Here is a 22,028-nt window from a genome sequence, read left to right as displayed (position 1 = left end):
GGGAACTCCAAGAAATAAATTATCCAATATTGTGGGTTGGGCATCTTGCCATTGGTGTCAACTTAACGTGAAACCGCTTGTCCGCCGGGAATTGAAATTCCCGTCTCATAGCTAAAGTCATCTGAAGATGACTAAATATCGTCAAAAATCTCCAGTCTACTTCAGTAGACTTAAGCTGTTAGCCCGGAAATTTATTTTTGAAGTAATAAGTAATGAGTAATGGGTATTACTTATTACTTATTACTCATTACTCATTACTCATTTATTTATTTCCGGGCGGGCATGGAAGCCAACAGATAGGATATTTCCAGCTTAAATTGACACCAATGGCATCTTGCCCGGCTTATGGACTGGGCGCTTATGTTGCCCACCCCACAAGAGTTAACTGGATATTTTTTTATTTGTAAGTCCCTTTTTATTTTTTGGTCGCCCGCGCTTACGCTTGATAGGGGCGCGGCAGTAGGCGCAGTTTATGGGCAGTATCCAATTCGCTATTGTTTTTTCTGCCATATCCCCAACCTAAGGTGCGACGATATTCGCCCATGATGCCACGTTCAATTAAATCATCCTCATTGACTGCAACATTGGTATGAGACTCAGGCGCAACATAGAGCGCATCCGCAGGACAATAAGCTTCACACATAAAGCAAGTTTGACAGTCTTCTTGCCTAGCGATCGCAGGTGGTTGATTGGGTACGGAGTCAAAGACATTGGTAGGACAAACTTGGACGCATACATTGCAATTAATACAGAGTTTATGGCTGACAAGCTCAATCATGATAATGCTCCGACTACAATTTTGATACAGAGGGTGTGGTTTGAGTGGTTAGTACTGGTGGTGTAGCGATTTCATCTACGATCCAATCACGCCTCACCCATAGCTTTTCTAAGCCACCTGTTGCCTGGTAATAACGCTGATTTGGATCGGTTTCGGGGTAGTCTACGCGAATATGTTCGCTACGCGTTTCCGTGCGATGTAAAGCACTAAAATATCCCCATCGGGCTACAGATGTTAGAGCTGCTGCTCGACGAGAAAATTCCACATCGCGCACTGTATCTTGTTTCGGGTTCGCCTGTACCTGCTCCCATAGTTTCTCTAATTTAGAAAGAGAATCCAAAAGTTGCTGCTCAGAACGGAAGTGATTTTTCTCTAGAGGTAACATTTCATCTTGAACACCACGGACGATCGCTTCGCTATCGAATGAAGCAGAAGACGGCGTTCCACCTGGCTGGGGCGATCGCAATCCGGCTTGACCGGTAGGACGTGCAACCCGTTCATTTGCATGAGCGCCGAGACTCTTGGCAAAAACTGCTGCACCGACTCCAGCCCATTGACCTGTAGAAATCGCCCAAGCGGCATTAGGACCACCACCACCAGAAGCTAAACCGGCTAAAAATTCGCGTGAGGCTGCATCCCCTGCGGCATAGAGTCCGGGTACTTTCGTACCGCAACTATCATCAGTCAAACGGATTCCACCCGTACCACGAACAGTACCTTCTAAAACCAAGGTGACAGGTACTCGTTCTGTATAGGGATCGATATCAGCTTTTTTGTAAGGTAGATAAGAGATGAAATGGGATTTCTCAATCACTGCCTTGACTTCAGGTGTAGCTCGATCCAAACGAGCATAAACGGGCCCTTTTAAGAGTGCATTAGGAAGGAACGATGGATCGCGACGACCATTGATATAACCACCAAGATCGTTACCCGCTTCATCACTAAAGCTAGCCCAACCAAAGGGAACCCCCCGTGTCACTGTGGCATTGAAAGCCGTCGAGATGGCATAGTGATTAGAAGCTTCCATGCTGGAGAGTTCGCCACCAGCTTCTACTGCCATCAGCAATCCATCACCTGTATTGGTATTGCAACCTAATGCTTTACTCAAGAATGCACAACCGCCATTGGCCAAGACTACTGCACCAGCGCGAACGAGATAGGTACGATGATGTTGTCGCTGCACACCTCTTGCTCCGGCTACTGAGCCATCGTCAGCCAATAAAAGCTCTAAAGCTGGACTTTGGTCGAGAATCTGAACGCCAACACGCAAGAGATTTTTACGAAGTACGCGCATATATTCAGGGCCATAATAACTCTGGCGCACAGATTCCCCATTTTCTTTAGGGAAACGATAGCCCCAATCTTCCACTAGGGGCAAACTGAGCCAAGTTTTTTCAACAACACGCTCAATCCAACGTAAGTTAGCTAGGTTTTTTCCTGAGCGATAACGTTCCGATACAACTTTATCCCAATTCTCTGGAGAAGGAGCCATGATCCCATTGCCACTAGCAGCAGCAGCACCACTCGTACCGAGAAAACCTTTATCAACAATAATTACTTTGACACCTTGGGATGCGGCTGCCCATGCTGCCCATGCTGCGGCAGGGCCACCACCAATTACCAGCACGTCAGCAGTCAACTGTAGTTCATTTTCGCTATGTGTTGTTAGCAATTAATTATCCTCCTTTTTGGCGCAGTCAACTTTATACTTTGCTACTGTGAGCGGTTTTTACAGACATCCCATCAAGCTTTTAGATACTCGTGTCAAACTTCTCTGGTTGTGGAAGCAATTTTCAGTTCTGTCTCCTGCTTCCAAACCTATAGCTTTGTATTTCACACAAAAGAAAACTACTGTATGTCATTGCATAGACAAAGCCAGCACCTTAAGGGTTTGCATAATATATACAAAGAACGTATACGGCAAATTACAGTTAACATGATACACTAATTATTAGCTTTTCAAACATTAAGTCTTACAAAATAATTTCCGATCCGGTTGGAACTGCCATGAAGAGTACTGAGTTCCGAGTTGTTTTATATATAACTTGCACAATTTGGGCGCTCATGTTGCCCACCCCACAAGAGTTATAGATAGATGTGATTTCAATACTGCGTAGGTTTTGCCTCAAAAAACACTTTGGGGTAGTGGTGTATCAAGCTAACTCTGATGGGTGAGAAACTTCTTAAACCTCTCTTTTTTCTCTCACTCTGCGTCCTCTGCGCCTCTGTAGTTCGTTTCTTTACCCTTCAAACTTCCCTTGATAGACCAGTAGTAGCCTGTCAATAAATAATTGATGGATAAATTACCTGTAGAGATGGCGATTTATCGCATCTCATGACCTTCAAGCCAACCTACAAATTTTCAAAACCTACGCAGTATTGGATGTGGATTAGCTTATTAAGTCTCGTAGCTAGCGATCGCAACAATAGTAGATAAAGGCACTTCCGCAAAATATTGTTGCTGAAATTGTTCTTCTCGGACGGCAGCTAAAAATCGGGCAACCGCTTCATCAGCACGGTTTTCGGCACTATCGCTTGGATGCCAAGTGATTTGCAAATAATGGTCTTGTCGTTTGACTATGAACCCGAAATATTTTAAAGCTTTGATGCCGACAAGTAAGGTTTGGTCGCTGATGCCGATTTTCTTTAAAAGTTGTACGCGGGTAACTAGTTGATTTGTGCGACTGAGATATTTGGCGATTCCTACGAGAGTCAGCCAAATTTGATTGGGTGGTTGGTGGTTGGGTTTAGACCAAGCGATCGCTAATTGTTGCTGATTGTCAAACCCAGGCGTAGAGCGACTTATCGCCAAACATCGCCGCAACCAGATGCGTAAATCATCCCAATTTGTGGGACAATCTTCAATAAGCGGATAGCTAGGGTTGAGTGAGTGCTGAGTGCTAAGTGCTGAGTGTTCCTGATTCCGTAAGTCTAAGATCAAGGGTGTTAGCCGCGAAGCGTTAAGTGCTGAGTTAGCAGAAGGACGCACGGCAATTAATCTGATTTCATAACGTTTTTTGAAGGTGTTGTAGTCTAGTTCTGCTATGCAATCACATCTTCCGATGGGTAATTCATCTTTGTAGTGTCCCCACCATAAACCAGGAAAACCACTTCTGCTAGAATCATCCCGAATATCAAACTCAGCTTTAATGTACTGTACTTTTTTCCCTTGCCAATCTTGCTGATTGCGATGCCAAGCATTTTCAAACCAGCAGTTTTGAATTAGCAATTTCGGAACAGGATTACCCATTCCACAAGGTTCTAGCAGTTTCAGTTCTAAAAATAACTCTTTCCCCAAGTCTGCAACTGTTACCGTCAAGTCTGCTTGTACAGTTGGCATTAGGGTTGTACTTCCTAATGATTGCCGCAACTGCTGATTAATCGCCGCCGTAAATAAAGGAATATTCTCCACCAACAAACTTAAACCTGCTGCAAAGGGATGTCCCCCAAAACGGTGTAACAAATGCGCTTGGTCTTTCACCAGTTGGTATAAATCGACAGAATTCACCGAACGGGCGGAACCCCTTGCAAGCAGAGGGGCAGAGGGGCGGAGGGGCAGAGGAGAAGAATTGCTCCCCTGCTCCTCTGCTCCCCTGCTCCCCTGCTCCCCTGCTCCCCTGCTCCCCTGCTCCTCTGCTCCTTCCGTACTTAACAAAATCGTCGGGCGACCTGTTTCTTGTGCTACCTGTCCGGCAACTAAACCCAATACACCCGCAGGCCATTGGGCATCTTCTAGAACAATGACGCTGGTGGTTGATAAGTCTAATTGGGTGAGTTTTTGCGCTACTTGTGCTTGCACGTCTTTTTGCAAAGATTTGCGGCGGGCGTTGGCGAGTTCTGTAACTTCGGCTAGTTCGTTACAACGTTTGACATCCCGACTAGTTAATAATTCCACGCAGAAACTAGCATCACCTTGGATACGACTAACGGCGTTAATTCTTGGGCCCAAACCAAAAGAAATATCTGTGGGGCGATCGCCACTTTTCTGGCACAATTCCAATAATCGCCCTACCCCTGGCCGCCGCCGCGCTGCTGCTGGCTGTTTAAAATCTTCTTGCAGTCGTTGAATTCCCATCTGTGCCAAATAGCGGCAATCTCCACTTAACTGCACTAAATCGGCAATTAATCCAACTGCCACTAAATCCAATAAATCTTCTAACGGATATTTGGCAACATTGGGCAAGCTTTGATATATTGCTTCCACCAACTTATAAGCTACTGCCACCCCAGAAAGATTAAATAACTGATGTTCCTTGGGTAAATAGCGGGGATTGATAATCGCTGCAACGGGTGGGCGTTCGGTGGGTAAGGTGTGATGGTCTGTAACTATTACATCTATACCTAACTGTTTGGCATAGATAATTTCCTCAAGGTTTGTGCTACCCGTATCGCAAGTAACAATTAATTTACAGCCTTGTTTTGCTAAATTATCAATGCCTTGATTATTAAGTCCGTGGGATTCTTTCAGACGATTGGGAATGTAGTAAATTAACTGGGTATTTTGAGCGAAAAACTGCCCCAATCCGTCCCAAAGTACCGATGTGGCGGTAATGCCATCGGCATCGAAGTCTCCCCAGATAGCGATTTTTTCTTTCGTATTGTATGCTTGTTGCAAGCGTGCGATCGCTAAATGCATTTCTTGGCCAAACTCAAAGGGACTTGCTGGCTGATAAGCTTTATAGTTGATAAAAGCTGTTAATTGTTGACGATCTTTAATACCCCGTTGCCATAACAACTGTGCTGCATATAGTCCACTTGATGCAGGTGTATACTCTTTCACTGCTTCGATAAACCACTCTGATGGTTGTTCGTTTGCTGTTATAGTCCACTGCTGTTGTTCTGACATACAAATAAAGTTAGGAGTTAAAACTTTTAAAATACAAGAGCGTCTTAAAGCATTGAAGATTGCTGACACAAAATTTGAAATATCTCTAGAAAGTCAAGTAACTAAAATCTTATGACTTAACCTCATCGTACTACAAAACTCCTTTTTTTCTACTCCTCACTCCCTCCATAAGTAGATTCAAGAATCAAATTGAATTACTAAGCTAAAAAACATCTAAATTGCATAATCAAATCAAACATAACTCTTGTGGAGTGGGCAACATGAGCACCCAGCTTATGCAATTTAAATATGCAATAGCTTATACCTGCCAATATTCAGCCAGCAGATGGCAGAATAATTTCCAGACCATATTTTGCAGCAGCAGCCAAAGCGTTTTCGATGTCTGCGGGATTAATGCTAGGCAATTGTGTCTTCTCTGAAACTGGCACACCTATTTCCATAAAAAACTTCTCTAAACCTGCTGGTGTAAACCAGCAAAGTAATTTTGCTGGCTTTGTACCGATATTTGTAAACCTGTGGAGTTGACCTTTAGGAGAGTGAAGAAAGGTTCCAGGAATTGCTAAGATCATCTTTTCATCAAGCTGAAATTCTAATTCTCCCTCTTGAATATAAAAAGCTTCATCTTCGTGACTATGAATGTGGGCAGGTGTACCCTTTTGTGGCTGAACAGTAATCTCAATTAGCGCATAAGCTTGGCCAGTTTCTTCGCCTACCGCTTTAAAAGTATATAAATCCCCAAGTACCCAGTATGAAGAACCTTGTCCTGGTTGCTGTAATATTCCTTGTAAATTGACCGTCATAGTGATTTCCTTGTGAGATGTTTTTTAGGAATTAGGTAATTTGTCGCTTATTAGCTAACCGAAGAGTTACTAATTCATAATCAATACAGCACTTTTCAAGCAATTTTACTATATTCCTCCCCATGATTCATTTTTGAGTTAAGTGAAATTTCTTAGTTTTGCTGTAGGCAAATTGTATATGTCTCTAGTAGAATCTTTCTATCAAACTAGTGAAATGTGACTAAATAACTATCCAGTTTATTTTTGAAATTATTTTTAGAACCCATGCAATAGGCATCCATGAGCAAAACCAGTAATGAAGAAATGTTGTTGCACAAGCAAACTTGGCAGCGTGAGCGGCAAATAATAGCACGTTTGTCTTCTTTGAACTATCGAACTGGCGAACTGGTTAGCTATTTGCACAACATTGCCTGCGGAGTCAGCGAACTCATTGGAGTTGATTGGACAGTTGTTACCTTTTGCCAAGAGGGATTTGAAACTGTTCTAGCTAGTAGTCTTGATATGGGCGAAGGCGAACATATTTATTCACTACATGGTTTATTAACTGGTACTGTTATCCAAATGGGTCAATCATTAGCAGTAAAAGATGCTCAGAAACACCCAGAGTATGGACAGGCTCCAGAAGGTTATTGTGCATATTTAGGAACACCATTGCGGACTGCTGAAAATAAGGTGATTGGTACTATCTGTTCTTTTAATCATCTACCACGTGATTTTACAAAAGAAGATATCCAAATTGTGGAATTGTTTGCTGAACGAGCAGCAACAGCAATTGATAATTATCATCTCTATCAACAACAGTGCCAATTTAATCATATTCTGGAGGCTGAGGTAGAAAAACGTACCGCAGAATTACAAGCAGCCCAAGCCAAGATTTTAGAACAAGAAAGACTTGTAGCCATTGGTGAATTTGCTGCTATCATTGTGCATGAAATTCGTAATCCCTTGACTACAATGCTCATGGGATTGAAATATTTCCGAAAAACTATTTTGACTGAATCTGCTCAAGAACGATTAGCGTTGGCACTAAGTGAAGCTAGTCGTTTAGAACGTCTATTGAGTGAAATCTTGCTTTATGCCAAGCCTCAAGTTTTGCAATTTTGTGAATTAGATGTGAATGAATTCATTGATGAGTTACTTGGGTATATTCGTGAAATGCCAGAAGCTCTAGAACGTCAAATTGAATTTATTCCGTCATCGCCTAATGTAAAAATTTTAGGAGATAAGGATAAACTTAAACAAGTATTTATCAACATTGTCCGCAATGCTTGTGAAGCAGTTGCAGCAGGAGATATTGTTAGATGGAAAGTAGATTTTTCGGATACAGATAAAGTTTGCATTAATGTCCACAATAGCGGCGAACCAATTCCACCAGAAATTATCACCAAGCTTTTTCAGCCATTTTTCTCTACAAAATCTTGTGGCACTGGGTTAGGACTTGCTATTTCCAAACGCATCGTCAATGCTCATAATGGGAAACTGTTAATCTCTTCTGACATCTTGATAGGAACTACTGCGAGTGTGGAATTACCTGTAGTGATTAAATGAAGTTTTGATTGATATAAACACTAGGTATTTACAAGAATATAGGACTTACTTTTATTTTTATTTGCCACTTGTGAGTTAAATCACACTATCCACCTAAATACTCAAATAAAATTATATTTGTGCATAAAATATTACATACAAAATGATGGAATTACTTCAACTAATGTTGGTGCTAGGTACAGTAGTTGGTGTTACAGACGGGAACACAATTCTGGTTAAAGATAATGCAGGACAAACAACTATAGTGAAGTTAGCGTGTATTAATGCACCAGAGGCAACTGACAAACGCTATGGTTTAGCAGCAACACAAAAGCTAAAACAGCTATTACCACTTCAAACTCCTATTGTGATTAGAAGCACAGAACAAATTAAAAATGGTCGCCCAGCTGGTGAAGTGTTTGTAGATAATCGGTCAGTAAATCTCCTTTTGGTAGAGTCAGGTAATGCCGTCGTTGACCAAGAATCTTTACAAAATTGCTACGAGAGTAAAACCCAATTTTTAATTGCAGAAGCTAATGCTAAAAATAAGCATTTTGGTTTGTGGCAGCAATCAAAATTACAGTTGAAATTCCATGCAAAGTAAGCAGGCAAGTGCATTGTCAGTTATGACTAATTGCATCTCCTTAACTTGGAATAGTTTTAGAATTGCTGTACTTGTTTCATTATTTTAGATTTTATATATTTGATTTTTCTCAATAAATAAGTGGACAAGAGTAAATCAAAGTAAAAATCTTAAGATTATTGAGTAGTGTTTCAAGAAAATTACTCAATATGCTTGGCTTTGTGACAAATTGTAGGTTGGGTGAAGCAAAGCGCAACCCAACAAAGTTATAAAAATGTTGGGTTTCGTTCCTTATATTAGTTCTCATTTAGATGTGGTACAACATTATATTGTGAGGTGTAGGGGCACGGCACTGGCCATTAGCGTCAACTTAAGCTGGAAATAGCTTAAGTGTTGGCTTCCACGCCCGGAAATAAATTTCTTTGGCTTTTAGGCTTAAGTCTACTGAAGTAGACTGGAGATTTTTGGCGATATCTAGTCATCTTCAGATGACTTTAGCTACGAGATGGGAATTTCAATTCCTGGCGGACAAGCGGTTTTACGTTAAGTTGACACCAATGAGCACTGCCGTACCCCTACAGGTATACCTCAATAGTTCGGAAAACAATATATATATTTATTCACTCACTTACTTGATTGCATTTTTAATATCACCAATCAATTCATCAATCCTTGATTGAGTAGTGTTCCAAGAACACATAAAACGTACTCCTCCCACACCAATAAATGTGTAAAACTGCCAATTATTGGCTTTTAAGCTGTGAATAACTTCTTCAGGTAATTTCACAAACACGGCATTGGCTTCTCTAGGAAACATCAAATCAACGCCTTCTATGTTTAATAGTTGATTTTCTAAATATTCAGCAGATTGATTAGCATGTCTAGCATTTTTTAGCCAAGCACCAGTTTCTAATAAACCCAACCAAGGAGCAGAAATAAATCGCATTTTTGAGGCTAACTGACCTGCTTGCTTACATCGATAATCAAAATCCTCTGCTAGCGCTTTGTTGAAAAAAAGAATGGCTTCACCTAATGCCATTCCATTCTTTGTACCACAAAAACACAATACATCTACTCCAGCTTTCCAGGTAATTTCAGCAGGGCTTTTATTCATAGCGGCAACTGCATTTGCGAAACGAGCGCCATCCATGTGAATCTTTAAGTTATACTTATTCGCAACTTCTTTAATACTTAAAAGTTCTTCAATCGAATATAAAGTTCCTAACTCAGTAGCTTGTGTAATGCTAATAACTTTAGGTTTTGGATAATGAATATCAGTGCGTCTTGTGACAATTGACTCTATAGAATCTGATGTTAATTTACCATTTTTCCCTTGAGCTAGTAGCAGTTTAGAGCCATTAGAAGCAAATTCAGGTGCGCCACATTCATCTGTTTCTATGTGAGATGTCTCATGACAAATGACGCTGTGATATGACTGACAAAGAGCAGCTAAAGATAAAGAATTTGCGGCTGTACCGTTAAAGGTAAAAAATACTTCACAATCAATTTCAAAGAGTTTCCGAAAATAATCTGATGCTTTTTGAGTCCATTCATCATTTCCATAAGCTGGAACACTACCTTGATTTGCCCTAATCGTATATTCCAGCGCTTCAGGACAGATACCAGAGGAATTATCACTTGTAAACTGTTCTAATTGGCTACTCATAATTATTTTTAAAAGCAATTATTACAATACTAGTGAATCATCAACCTGTTAATTAGGTTTTTCTATAGTAGCTTTTATCTGATTAGTTTTAACATGAAGTAGTATATCGATACTCTTAAATGACTTTGCTGATGTCTATAGAATATTTGCACGTCACTGAGATGTTTAGTTACTACGGTGTATTCGTCAGGCTTGTCTTGAGGTATTTTGAGACGTTAAATGTCGCAAAGAACTAAATATTATGCTAAAAAAATAAAGTTTGCTAATCAGAATGCTAATCATATACTTATAATGTAAGATACAAAGCCCTACCAATAATTATGACATCAGTATTGGGCAGATTTGTCTTTTGTTAGTTCTCAGTAGTCATTTGTTTATTTTCTACTGACCAATGACCAATGACCAATGACTAATAACTAATGAGTGAACCATTGATTGAACTGAAAGGTGTTTCTAAGTCCTTTGGTAGCCATAAAGTTCTAGATAATGTAGACTTGACCATTTACCGAGGAGAAGCACTGGGGATTATTGGCCCATCGGGGACTGGGAAATCAACAATTTTACGGGTAATGGCGGGGTTACTTAGTCCCGATGAAGGAGAAATTTATGTCCAAGGAGTGCGGCGAGACGGTTTGATTGAGGATGGTGTCCAGCAGGTTGGCATTGGTATGGTGTTTCAGCAGGCGGCGCTATTTGATTCGCTGACGGTGGAGGAGAATGTCGGATTTCTACTTTATCAAAATTCAAAGCTGCCGCGATCGCGCATCCGAAATTTGGTAGAAGAAAAACTAGAGATGGTAGGTTTGCCGGCAATAGGCCACCTCTACCCAGCCGAACTTTCCGGGGGAATGCGAAAACGGGTAAGTTTTGCCCGTGCAATTATGTCTAACCCCGATAATCCCACCGAAGGCCCAGAAGTTCTATTGTACGACGAACCAACAGCCGGACTCGATCCCATTGCCTCAACAGTAATCGAAGACTTAATCCGCCATTTGCAATGTTTACATGGAGTTTGTAGTACTTATGCCGTTGTTACCCACCAAGATAGTACTATCCGCCGTACATCTGATAGACTTATATTCCTCTATGAAGGTAGAGTGCAGTGGCAGGGTACAGTTAGTGAAATATACAACACAGAAAATCCTTTGATCAAACAATTTATCAGTGGAAGTGTTCAAGGCCCGATTAAAGTTGCTGGGTAGAAATTTAAAAGTAATGAGTAATGAGTAATGAGTAATGAGTAATGAGTAATGAGTAATGAGTAATGAGTAATGAGTAATGAGTAATGAGTAATGAGTGAGAAGTTAAATTCAACTCTTAACTCCTAACTCCTAACTCCTAATTAGTTGTTGGTTGTTGGTGGAGGCAAAAAAATGCGAGGTCTTATGACAAGCCGCTTCGCTTCTATGCGAACATTTAGAGAAGGTTCTGTAGGGTTATTACTCTTGCTAGGACTGGGGGTATTTGGATTACTTTTTCTGTGGTTAAATAGATTCACCGCTGCTGGCCGTTCATACAAAATTATTGTGGAATTTGCCAACGCTGGCGGAATGCAAAAGGGAGCAGCGGTGCGCTATCGTGGCGTTAAGGTAGGAACTATTTCTCAGGTTCGACCAGGGCCAAATGCCATTGATGTAGAGATTGAAATTGCCCAAACTGACCTAATTATCCCCCGGAATGTAGTGGTGGAAGCTAATCAAAGTGGATTAATTAGCGAAAGTATTATCGACATCAAACCAAAATCAACCTTACCGACTGGGGTTGTGGTTGCTAAACCCCTAGATAAAAGTTGTGATAATAGTCTCATAGTCTGTAATGGTTCTCGGTTACAAGGTCAGGTTGGCATCAGTGTTGATGAACTAATTCGGAGTTCAACTGACCTCGCGGCTGCATACAATAACCCAAAATTTTATAGAAATGTCAATCGGGTTCTAGAAAGTACAACAGGCGCAGCATCCAGTTTTACAGAATTAAGCCAGGATCTCCGAGGTTTAACTAAAAGTTTACAACAACAACTTACTACCTTTTCCGACACGGCTAATTCTGTGCAACGGGCGACAAACCAACTTAATACATCCGCCAATCAAACAGTAAATAAATTTGGTGCAACTGCAACTCAAGCTAATCAGTTGCTAAAGAATTTAGATAATTTGTTGACAACAAATCGTTCGACGCTAGTTGGTGCTTTGAACAATATCACCGAAACTAGCAACCAACTGCGTGTTACAGTCAGTAGCTTATCACCATCTGTTAATCGACTGACTCAAGGAGAATTACTCAACAATTTAGAAACTCTTTCCGCAAATGCAGCCCAAGCCTCAGCTAATTTACGCGATGCTTCTAAAACTTTAAACGATCCAAAAAATGTGGTGCTGCTGCAACAAACTCTAGATTCAGCACGAGTAACCTTTGAAAATACCCAAAAAATTACATCTGATTTAGATGAATTGACAGGAGATCCTAAATTCCGTAAAAATCTGCTGCAATTGGTGAATGGTTTAAGTGGTTTAGTCTCTTCTACACAACAGATGCAGCAACAAGTGCAGGTTGCTACTACTCTAGATTCGGTAAAAGCTGCCGTAAGGAAACCAAAAAATCTAATTCCTACCCCAGCACCAACCCAACAGGCGATGTTTAATGACAAATCTTTACCTGTCTACGTAACAAATCCCTCACCTACTAATTTTGCAAGTAGTGAAATCAACTCTCAAGTAAGTCCCAGTCCATCTATCCCTAACTCATCCCAAGAAGGACTGTTGAAGCAGCTGCGGGAGTATGGCAAGCAACGGGGGCAAATGGAGACGGGGGAAGAGGCAATACAGGTTGACCCTTCGGCTTCTCTAGGAGACGCTACGCGATCGCTCAGGGTTAACAGTGAGCCAAGCCGAACTGTTGACAATTTTAAGTAAGGTCTTTTACTGTAAAATAAGTGTGTTGATGCTCATCGACACCACTCGCCAGAACCTTGAAAACCGCATAACTCCGTTGACTGGTGTCGATTGTTTGCACCGCAAGGGTTTCAGGCTACAAAATCATTCTCTTATTGAGAATTAGTTGACAACTATTGACAATCTAGAAAGTGGTGTCGATTTGGGTATCTCAAATCCTTGCCCAGTAAGGTTTCCAGAAGGTAACTCTTTACATAACCACTTCCCCTAACGGGGATGGAAACAATAAACTCCTCGCAAAAATCTTGCAAGATTTTTTTCTTTACATAACCACTTCCCCTAACGGGGATGGAAACTTCTTAGGTTCTGCGGCAGGAATTACTGCTGCGGAGCTTTACATAACCACTTCCCCTAACGGGGATGGAAACATTCTCACGCTAATTACGAATTGATAGCCGTTTTCAATTGAATAGACCATACGCATAGGGGCACAATAATATGTGTGCCCCTGCAATAATGTATATTCCCCGCATTTTAAAATTGCTATATGTTATAAATCTATTTATCCAGAAATTGTTGTAACTAACGAATATTCACCTCTTGCAAGTAATTTACTCCCTGAAGATATTCAATTCTAGTAGCTGAGTTTTTAGAGAAAGATGAATTTGTTCTTTTTGCAAAAGCTACTTTTTGATTGTCTGCTATCACCCGTTGTTTTTGAGTATACTCATTCAATTTGACTTGAGCTTGAGCATAAACTAGAGTATCTTGAGGAATCTTTTTGAGAAATTTTAGAGCTAGATCGAAATCACCAATAGATGCTTTTTTATAGGCTTTCTGCAAAAAGTAAGCTGCTCTGATCTGCCGCTTTCGATCGTACTCAGCTAACTTTTCTTGAACTAAAGCACCTGCATGACTTTCTTGAGGGATTTGACGCAGGTATTGTAATGCAGCAGAAAAATCTTTTATCTCGGCTCTTTCGTAAGCTTTTGCTAATAAATCTTGCGTCTGTGCTTCAATATTGACAGATGCTTTCTGAATTAGTTTATCTGTTTTAGATTGCCAATATAAAACATTTGGAACTTTAACCGCAGCATGAAGAACATCTGACCATCTGCCTTCATGAAAAGCTATTTGTGCTATTTCATATTGCTGTGCGGCTACTTGCCATTGCTCTTGCCATTCTTCAATTGTGGCTTGCGCTTCGGGATAAACATTGCTATGGGAGGGAATTGATTTAGCGAGTGCGATCGCTTCTTCTAAATCCCCTGCTTGATATTCTTTTTTTGCTTTATATAAAGTATCTGTTTCTGAGTAAGCAGGTGCAGTATTAACTAAAGAGTATACACCAAATCCCATCAATAAAGAATTAGCTGCTAATCCTACTTTCATTCCTGTAAATAACAGTGATGATTTTCCAGGCGCAGGATTTTTTGCTGATTCTAGAATAAATTGAGAATCTGTTTCTAATATTTCTGATGCCTGAGTTTCCCATACTATTTGCTTAAGTACCCGCAGTACCTCACCCGCAGACTCAAAGCGGTCTTGGTAATTGTAGCGGATCATTTGGCTAAGAACAGCAGCTAGATAATCGTTAACTAGCGTGTTTGGAGAACGCCAAAAAATTTCATTATTATAAGGATCAACTTTTAATTGTAGTGGTTCTAACCCAGTTAAAGCCTGAATAGCAATCATACCCAAAGCATAAATATCACTGTTGGGCTGTGTTTGACCAATAAATTGTTCTGGTGGTATGTATCCCAATGAAGTGACGGGAATTCGGTAAATGGGCAATTCCGCACCGATGCCAAAATCGATCGACTGGATTGAGCCAAAGTCAATCATAACTAACTTGCGATCGCTATTACGTCTAATCAAATTTTCTGGTTTTATATCGCAATGAATCACGCCTTGAGAGTGAACAAATTCGAGAATGCTTAAGGCATCTATCAAAAATTCTACAACTTCGCTTTCACTCCACAGACACCCGAAATATTGATCGACAGGCAATTCCGCAGTTAGCGCATGTCCTTCAATACACTCTTGCACTAAGTAAAATCGCTCGTTTTCTTCAAAGCAGGCGATGAATTCAGGAATTTGATCATGGCTTCCCAGAAGCTTGAGGGTTTGGGTTTCAGTCAGAAACAGCAACCTCAGCATCTCCAAGTAGCCAGATTCGGAACTGTGAACTTTAATCTGTTTAACAACGCATTTGGGATTCTCTGGATAATCTACGTCTACAGCAATGTATGTTTCTCCAAACACCCCTGCACCAAGGCTTTGGACAATTTGGTAACGCCCTTGTAGTAATTTACCGATTATGTGGTGAGTCATGACCTGGTTACTCAGTAAGTTCTTTTATTTACTTTTTCTGACATTCCCTCCTGTTTCCGGAATGCTTTAGAAATAAATAACCAGAGTTTTGATACCTTGAATACAAGTTTATTTTGTTAAGTATTATTACGTAACAAAAGATAATATTTTATCGAATAGAATTCAGGAGTCAGAATTCAGAATGAATCCTGTATGACTGACGGATAGCGCAGCGTTAGCGAGTCTTCTCCCAAAGGGAGACGCCAAGGGCGAACGAGCGTCGCGTCTGAATAATCGGGTTTAAGACCCCCACCAAATTGAAAATTTGATGGTCTTTAATCAGTGGCGGGTCTGAATCCCCCACAGGTTGATTCTGAATTCTGTATTCTTCTTCAATAAAATTCATATCCTTTAGGACTTACGCATTGACAAGAAATATCAAATATCAAATATCAATTAAAGTTAAAAACCATATCTTTCGTAAGCGCACAGCATTGCTCATTAGTGTCAACTTAACGCGAAACCGCTTGTCCGCCGGGAATTGAAATTCCCGTCTCATAGTTAAAGTCATCTGAAGATGACTAAATATCGCCATAAATCTCCAGTCTACTTCAGTAGACTTCAGCTATTAGCCCGAAAATTTATTTCCGGGCGGACATGGAAGCTAACAGATAAGCTATTTCCAGCTGAAGTTGACACTAATGAGCATTGCTGTGCCCCTACAGCATGGTCTATTTGCGTAGTTTACCGCCGTAGGCATCGCCGGATAATTAAGAAAAGCCTGAAAACTTCCTATTTTAGGTAATTCACATACGACGCATTTGTACAGTGCGTAAGTCCTATCCTTGATTTTATTTGAGAGCTACTATTTATTTAGTAATGATAAAAATTAATTTTCATCGTGTTCAGTTACTTCAGATTTATCTTGTAACGGCTTCACTACCCGCGCGATCGCTTCCTGAATAAAAGCTTTAATAAATTCATCTCTGCGATTAATTTGAAACTGTCGCTGTACAACTTCTGTCATTCCACCATCACCCCAATCTTGGTCATGACGAAAATATTCAATAAAACTTTTACCAGCAATTCGCGTTAAATAAGCTGCTGTCACGCCTTGAATTGCTCTACCAATAATAAAGGTGGCAACATTGAGTTGCAACGCTGTAGATAATAATTGAATTGCTCCCTTAACAATGCCCAAACTAGCAATAGTTTTTGCTAAAGAAAGAGCTAACTCTCGTCCTCGTTCCATATTCAATTCACAGCCGTAGACTCTGCCAATTTCCACAACCATTTGAGCATTAACTGCGGCTGTCGCCAATAAATCTACAACTGGTATAGGGGTTACTGATACCACACCAGCACCAATCCATTGAAACCGTTCTACAATTTTGTCAGCTTGACGGCGGCGCTGGCCATCGATGAGTTTTCGCGCCTCATCTCCCAGTCGCAGAGATTGCAAAAGAATATTATCCGCTACTAAATCTTCACCTTCAGCACGTAAAACAGCAGCCGTGCGCCGTAGCAAGGGAACAATATCGGGTTCCGGCTGGAAGGTTTCGCCAGTTTCTAGTTGTGCGGGTTGGGGATTAGCTGCGATCGCTACCACATCATTAGTAGCAATAAATCCCCGTACCCGTTGACGCAATCTTGCGAGGATGGATTCTTTATCTTCATCTGTATATAAATCAGTTTTGTTGAGAATTAGAAGCGATCGCTTGCCAATTTCTGCCAATCCCCGCAGTGGTTCATATTCTGAGCGTCGTAAATCATTATCTACCACAAACAACAGTAAATCTGCCTCTGTTGCCAGTTCCCGCGCCATTTGTTCGCGTTCCGTTCCCGCCACCCCTGCTTCTAAAATTCCTGGCGTATCTGTAATTAAAATCTTCCGTTCTAATCCCTTCAACCGCAAACAATAGGTTTCTCCAACCTGAGTTGTACCCATCGGTGCATCTACCTGGCCGACCATGCGTCCCATAATCGCATTAACTAGGGAAGTTTTGCCAGCACTCCCCGTACCAAATACCACTACTTGAATTTCACCCCGCGCTAGGTTGGCTTCAATCTCTCGCGATCGACTTAATAAAGCTTGGCGTGCTACTTCATCTTGAATTTGCCCTACCTGTTGCCGCACAGCCTGGAGAGTTGTAGAAGCTGCATCAGATTTAGCAGCCGGAATTTGTGCCGCAGTTACTCGCTTCGGGTTGCGGCGCGATCGCTTTTCCCCAGTTCTAATTACCAATACATAATAGACGAAAGCCGCAACCAAGGCTCCAATAAGGAGAATCAGCAGCAACAGCAACAAATTACCTAGCAACGGTGAATAGGACAATTGCCAATAGAGGCGAGATAGGGAATCAATTAGCCATAGAGCTAGCCCCAAAATGACAATTAGACCGACAATCAGCGTTACTATGCGTGAAAGAGGCATGGCTGGGAAAGATTAGTAAGTATTCAGTAGGCAGATGCTCTAATCTTAATAGTTTCAGCATTTTTTACCAGAGTCATGAGAAGGAGGCAGGGGGCAGGGAGCAGGGGGAAAATAGGCTTTTTTGATAAACTAACAAGGCTTACTCCATTTTTTGCATCTTTAAAAAATTGCAACAATGTAAAAATGCAACAATATTTCTAGAAGTTTAAGATGCACACTATTTCTAAAAAGTCAATAAATAAATCTTGGGCTGGGGCGATCGCAGAACCAGCAAAAGAATTTCCCCTTACCCAACTATCAATTATTTCTGGCAAAATCCCAGATGGCTTACGTGGGACACTTTACCGCAATGGCCCCGGACGGTTAGAACGTGGTGGCGAACGCGTGGGACACTGGTTTGATGGAGATGGGGCAATTCTCGGCGTTCATTTCACAGATGCAGGAGTTACCGGAGTCTATCGCTATGTGCAAACAGCAGAATATCAGGCTGAAACTCAAGCGGATAGGTTTCTTTATGGTGTCTATGGGATGCATCCGCCAGGGCCCATCTGGAAGCGCTGGGGACAACAGATTAAGAATGCAGCGAATACCTCTGTCTTGGCTTTACCTGATAAATTGTTAGCTTTATGGGAAGAAACCAATCCATACAGCCTTGATTTGCAAACTTTAGAAACCAAGGGATTGGATGATTTAGGTGCTTTGGACAACGGTTTACCTTATTCGGCTCATTACAAGCGTGATTCCCAAACAGGTGAAATTTTTAATTTTGGAATCAGTATCGGCAGTTCCGTACAACTAAATCTCTACAAAAGCGATGCCACTGGCAAAATTATCCAAAAAACTGCTTTTAAGCTAGATCGCTACTCGATAATACATGATTTTGTTTTAACTCAAAGGTATCTGGTGTTTTTCATGCCACCAATGCGGATAAAAACATTGTCAGTTCTCCTTGGTTTGACTACCTTCAGTGAATCTCTGTTGTGGGAACCTCAGTTAGGAACCCAGGTGTTAATCTTCGACCGAGAAAACTTATCCTTAGTGAGTCGTAGTGAAACTGATCCTTGGTTTAATTGGCATTTTGGCAATGGCTATGAAGATGAAGACGGTTCCGTAATTCTGGATATGGTGAAATATGCAGATTTTCACCAAACTAATGAATATCTCAGAGAATTTGCAACTGGTGAGACGCACACAGTAACTAAAGGAACATTATGGCAAGTGCGCCTCAATCCTCAAACTGCTAAAGTCACAGCAATACAGGAAGTTCTCAACCGCAAGTGTGAATTTCCCGTAGTGCGGCGATCGCAAGTTGGGCAACCTTGGCGCTATACTTATGCATCATTAATGCCCCAAAGAGGGAATACAGACAAAGAATCCTTTGGTGCGATCGCTCGCTTCGACTACAAAACCGAAACCCTCTCCGAAGCAGACTTAGGAGAAAACCGCTATCCTTCAGAACCCATCCACGCCGAAGATGCCCACAACCCTGAGCAAGGTTGGATACTAACCGTTGTATACGATGGTAATACTCATAGTAGTGAAGTTTGGGTATTTGATAGCGATCGCCTAGATGCAGAACCCGTTTGCAAACTAGGATTACCTAGCGTTATTCCCCACAGCTTCCACGGCACTTGGAACCCAGGTTAAGAATTGGCTGGGGACTGGGGAATAATTTTTCTACTTTCCAATGCCTAATGCTCAATGCCCAATGTTCTCTAAATCTTTGATAATTGCTAAGTGTGAGAAGGAGTCAGAAGACAGAATGGGCTACGCCCCGCTGCGCGAACAATCGTCTTAAAATCGAGGGCTTTAAACCTCGATTCTCCATCCAGTCGCACAGAATCTATTCTGAATTCTGGCTCCTGAATTCTGAATTCTTCTTCGGTAAAAACGTAGTATCCTACATATTGGTATCTAAAGAGAAGTCCAAAATCATGAGGAGAAACCCCATAGTATTACTACTTAGCGGAGTGATTGTCAGTTTTGGACTATCATCGTTGTTAGCTCAAGCACAACAAGTTTCTGATGCCCTAGTCGCAGCGATGGTAGAGGCGTTGCGACTAGCTGCACCGCAGACCGGCACCGCAAATGATGGACTTTATAGTGAATACACAACTGGGGTTTCCATAGGAGTATGCAGCCGTGCAGCCGGACTTAATAGGCTTAGAAATTAGCAAGGGGGAACTGAGACGTTTAACTGGGTTCGATCCAGAAGACGTTTTTCGCCCCTCGGTTTTGCGAGATAGCAAAAAGCGATTAGGGTTTTTGATCAATGAAATGCTGGTGACGCTGGCGCTAACGCCAATAATTGTTGGGTTTATTTATGCGTTTATTATTCTGCCAACAATTGGTTCTTCAATTAAATTCGGAATTCTTTTACTAATTTTAGTGCCAATGCCGATATTAGTGGGGCGATGGCTGTGGCGACAATTAACCTGTCCTGAAGGACTGACAATACTTTTAGATGAAGTTGATAAATATCATGACCTGGTTGCTGCTATAGATATTAATGACCAATTGGCAGCATCAGGAAACGTAGAAAGCAGTATCCATGACCGAGATCAAGTCACCGCCGCCTTGCAACTAATTAGAGAAGATTTAGTCCGCGCTTTGAAAACGGAACGAATTTTGCGAGATAATAAAAAATTGCTTGCTAATAATCAAGAATTATTTGTGAATAATTTAGCCAGTCTGCAAGCTTTGCAAGTTAGTAGTCAAGCAGGCGAATATGCTCAACTGCTAAATCAATCATTGCAAATTGCGATCGATGTGCAAGCAGAAATCAGAAAATTGCAGAAAGGCTAAGTAGAGATTACTCTGTAGATGAATTTTCGAGAAAACAATCACCCGGTTGACTTAAATGAGCAACAAACCCAAAATCATTGTGCTGGATGATGACCCTACAGGTTCTCAAACAGTCCATAGCTGCTTGCTACTAATGCACTGGGATGTGGACACTTTACGTAGCGGGTTGCAGGATGATTCGCCGATTTTCTTTGTGCTGACAAATACTAGATCGCTAACGCCAGAGTCAGCTGCATCTGTCATCAAAGAAGTTTGCCAGAACCTAAAAATCGCTTTGAATGCTGAAGGAATTGACGATTTTCTCATTGTCAGCCGTTCTGATTCTACTTTGCGGGGACATTATCCGATTGAAACTGATGCGATCGCACAAGAACTCGGCCCTTTTGATGCTCATTTTCTCGTACCAGCATTTTTTGAGGGTGGACGCATCACCCGTGACAGCGTTCATTATTTAATTATCAGCGGTGTCCTCACCCCAGTCCATGAAACCGAATTTGCCCGTGATTCCGTCTTCAGCTACGATCACAGTTACTTACCCAAGTACGTTGAAGAAAAGACTCAAGGACGAATTAGTGCCGAAGCTGTAGAAAGGTTTCTCGTAGCTGATATTCGTGCTGGTAGTTTGTCACGATTGTTACAACTTCATGGTAATCAGTGCGCTGTCGTCGATGGGGAAACTCAAGCCGATCTCAACCGCTTTGCAGTAGATATATTAGCAGCCGCCAGTCAAGGTAAACGCTTTTTATTTCGTAGTGCAGCCAGTATTTTAACGGCTTTAGCTGCTTTACCACCCCAACCCATTGCCGCCGAAAATATGGCGCAGTACGTGCGCCAAGGCAAACCGGGTGCGGTGATTGTTGGTTCCCATGTGAAAAAGACTACTCAGCAATTAGAGGTGCTGTTGCAAGTAGAAGGAACGGTGGGAATCGAAGTCAATGTAGCGCGATTACTTGATGATGCTAATCAATCTGCGGCATTGCTAACTGAAATTCAAGAAAGTACACGGGTAGCACACGAAGCTGGCAAAACACCAGTGGTTTATACTAGCCGTCAAGAACTGGATTTTAAAGATGTCAAGACACGATTGGAGTTTGGAGAAAAAGTTTCAGGTCTATTGATGGATATTGTGCGCGGTTTACCATCTGATATAGGATTCTTAATCAGCAAGGGTGGCATTACTTCAAACGATGTCTTGAGTACTGGACTAGCTTTAACTTCAGCCCGTTTACTGGGTCAAATTTTAGCTGGTTGTTCAATAGTGTTAACGTCATCCGATCATCCCCAATTTCCTGATTTACCTGTGGTGCTGTTTCCAGGTAATGTCGGTGATGCTGAGGCGTTGGCGACAGTTTATCAGAGATTGACCTTGCCAATTTGAGATTTGAGAT

The 22,028-nt window shown here is 41.5% G+C and carries 15 protein-coding genes; 8 read left to right on the top strand and 7 right to left on the bottom strand.

Going from position 1 to position 22,028, the window contains the following annotated elements:
* Positions 1–436 precede the first annotated feature (436 nt).
* From V7L31_RS05515 to V7L31_RS05500, 4 genes are all read right to left on the bottom strand, one after another.
* Positions 437–778, bottom strand: coding sequence for a 4Fe-4S binding protein (locus V7L31_RS05515; RefSeq protein WP_334695313.1), 342 nt, complete (start codon positions 776–778; stop codon positions 437–439).
* 13 nt (positions 779–791) lie between these two features.
* The gene (locus V7L31_RS05510; protein ID WP_334695312.1) at positions 792–2,450 is read right to left on the bottom strand and encodes an FAD-binding protein; all 1,659 of its coding nucleotides are present in this window, start codon (positions 2,448–2,450) and stop codon (positions 792–794) included.
* A gap of 726 nt (positions 2,451–3,176) precedes the next feature.
* On the bottom strand, positions 3,177–5,624 hold the full coding sequence (locus V7L31_RS05505; protein ID WP_334695356.1) for a single-stranded-DNA-specific exonuclease RecJ: 2,448 nt from the start codon (positions 5,622–5,624) through the stop codon (positions 3,177–3,179).
* 314 nt (positions 5,625–5,938) lie between these two features.
* A complete protein-coding gene (locus V7L31_RS05500) occupies positions 5,939–6,424 on the bottom strand; it encodes a cupin domain-containing protein (protein WP_334695311.1) in 486 nt (161 codons plus the stop codon).
* Positions 6,425–6,703: 279 nt separating this feature from the next.
* Here V7L31_RS05500 and V7L31_RS05495 point away from each other — a divergent pair, with 279 nt between their 5' ends.
* Both V7L31_RS05495 and V7L31_RS05490 read left to right on the top strand, forming a co-directional pair.
* On the top strand, positions 6,704–7,972 hold the full coding sequence (locus V7L31_RS05495; protein WP_334695310.1) for an ATP-binding protein: 1,269 nt from the start codon (positions 6,704–6,706) through the stop codon (positions 7,970–7,972).
* A 142-nt stretch (positions 7,973–8,114) separates the two neighbouring features.
* On the top strand, positions 8,115–8,555 hold the full coding sequence (locus V7L31_RS05490) for a thermonuclease family protein (protein WP_334695309.1): 441 nt from the start codon (positions 8,115–8,117) through the stop codon (positions 8,553–8,555).
* A 607-nt stretch (positions 8,556–9,162) separates the two neighbouring features.
* Here V7L31_RS05490 and V7L31_RS05485 read toward each other — a convergent pair.
* Positions 9,163–10,200: a threonine aldolase family protein gene (locus tag V7L31_RS05485; RefSeq protein ID WP_334695355.1), complete on the bottom strand. Its 1,038-nt coding sequence runs from the start codon at positions 10,198–10,200 to the stop codon at positions 9,163–9,165.
* Positions 10,201–10,619: 419 nt separating this feature from the next.
* Between V7L31_RS05485 and V7L31_RS05480 the strand changes: the two genes are divergently transcribed.
* A complete protein-coding gene (locus V7L31_RS05480) occupies positions 10,620–11,402 on the top strand; it encodes an ABC transporter ATP-binding protein (RefSeq protein ID WP_334695308.1) in 783 nt (260 codons plus the stop codon).
* Positions 11,403–11,573: 171 nt separating this feature from the next.
* A complete protein-coding gene (locus tag V7L31_RS05475) occupies positions 11,574–13,109 on the top strand; it encodes an MlaD family protein (RefSeq protein ID WP_334695307.1) in 1,536 nt (511 codons plus the stop codon).
* Positions 13,110–13,670: 561 nt separating this feature from the next.
* On the opposite strand, the gene V7L31_RS05470 is transcribed toward V7L31_RS05475, so the two are convergent.
* Positions 13,671–15,422 (bottom strand): serine/threonine-protein kinase, encoded by a 1,752-nt coding sequence (locus V7L31_RS05470; protein WP_334695306.1) that lies wholly within the window; start codon positions 15,420–15,422, stop codon positions 13,671–13,673.
* A gap of 868 nt (positions 15,423–16,290) precedes the next feature.
* The gene (locus V7L31_RS05465; protein WP_334695305.1) at positions 16,291–17,835 is read right to left on the bottom strand and encodes a YcjF family protein; all 1,545 of its coding nucleotides are present in this window, start codon (positions 17,833–17,835) and stop codon (positions 16,291–16,293) included.
* A 210-nt stretch (positions 17,836–18,045) separates the two neighbouring features.
* Here V7L31_RS05465 and V7L31_RS05460 point away from each other — a divergent pair, with 210 nt between their 5' ends.
* The 4 genes from V7L31_RS05460 (at position 18,046) to V7L31_RS05445 (ending at position 22,018) form a co-directional block, all read left to right on the top strand.
* The gene (locus V7L31_RS05460; protein ID WP_334695304.1) at positions 18,046–19,482 is read left to right on the top strand and encodes a carotenoid oxygenase family protein; all 1,437 of its coding nucleotides are present in this window, start codon (positions 18,046–18,048) and stop codon (positions 19,480–19,482) included.
* A 287-nt stretch (positions 19,483–19,769) separates the two neighbouring features.
* Positions 19,770–20,009, top strand: a complete 240-nt coding sequence (locus tag V7L31_RS05455) for a hypothetical protein (RefSeq protein ID WP_334695360.1) — start codon at positions 19,770–19,772, stop codon at positions 20,007–20,009.
* Positions 19,978–20,640, top strand: coding sequence for a hypothetical protein (locus tag V7L31_RS05450; RefSeq protein ID WP_334695303.1), 663 nt, complete (start codon positions 19,978–19,980; stop codon positions 20,638–20,640). Before V7L31_RS05455 ends, V7L31_RS05450 begins: the two co-directional genes overlap by 32 nt.
* Positions 20,641–20,695: 55 nt before the next feature.
* Positions 20,696–22,018 (top strand): four-carbon acid sugar kinase family protein, encoded by a 1,323-nt coding sequence (locus tag V7L31_RS05445; RefSeq protein WP_334695302.1) that lies wholly within the window; start codon positions 20,696–20,698, stop codon positions 22,016–22,018.
* The last annotated feature ends 10 nt before the right edge of the window (positions 22,019–22,028 follow it).

Origin of the sequence: Nostoc sp. (genome assembly GCF_036916655.1) — a bacterium.
GTDB lineage: Bacteria > Cyanobacteriota > Cyanobacteriia > Cyanobacteriales > Nostocaceae > Nostoc.
The sequence above is the reverse complement of the archived record's forward strand: the minus strand, read 5'-3'. Positions and strand labels throughout refer to the sequence as shown.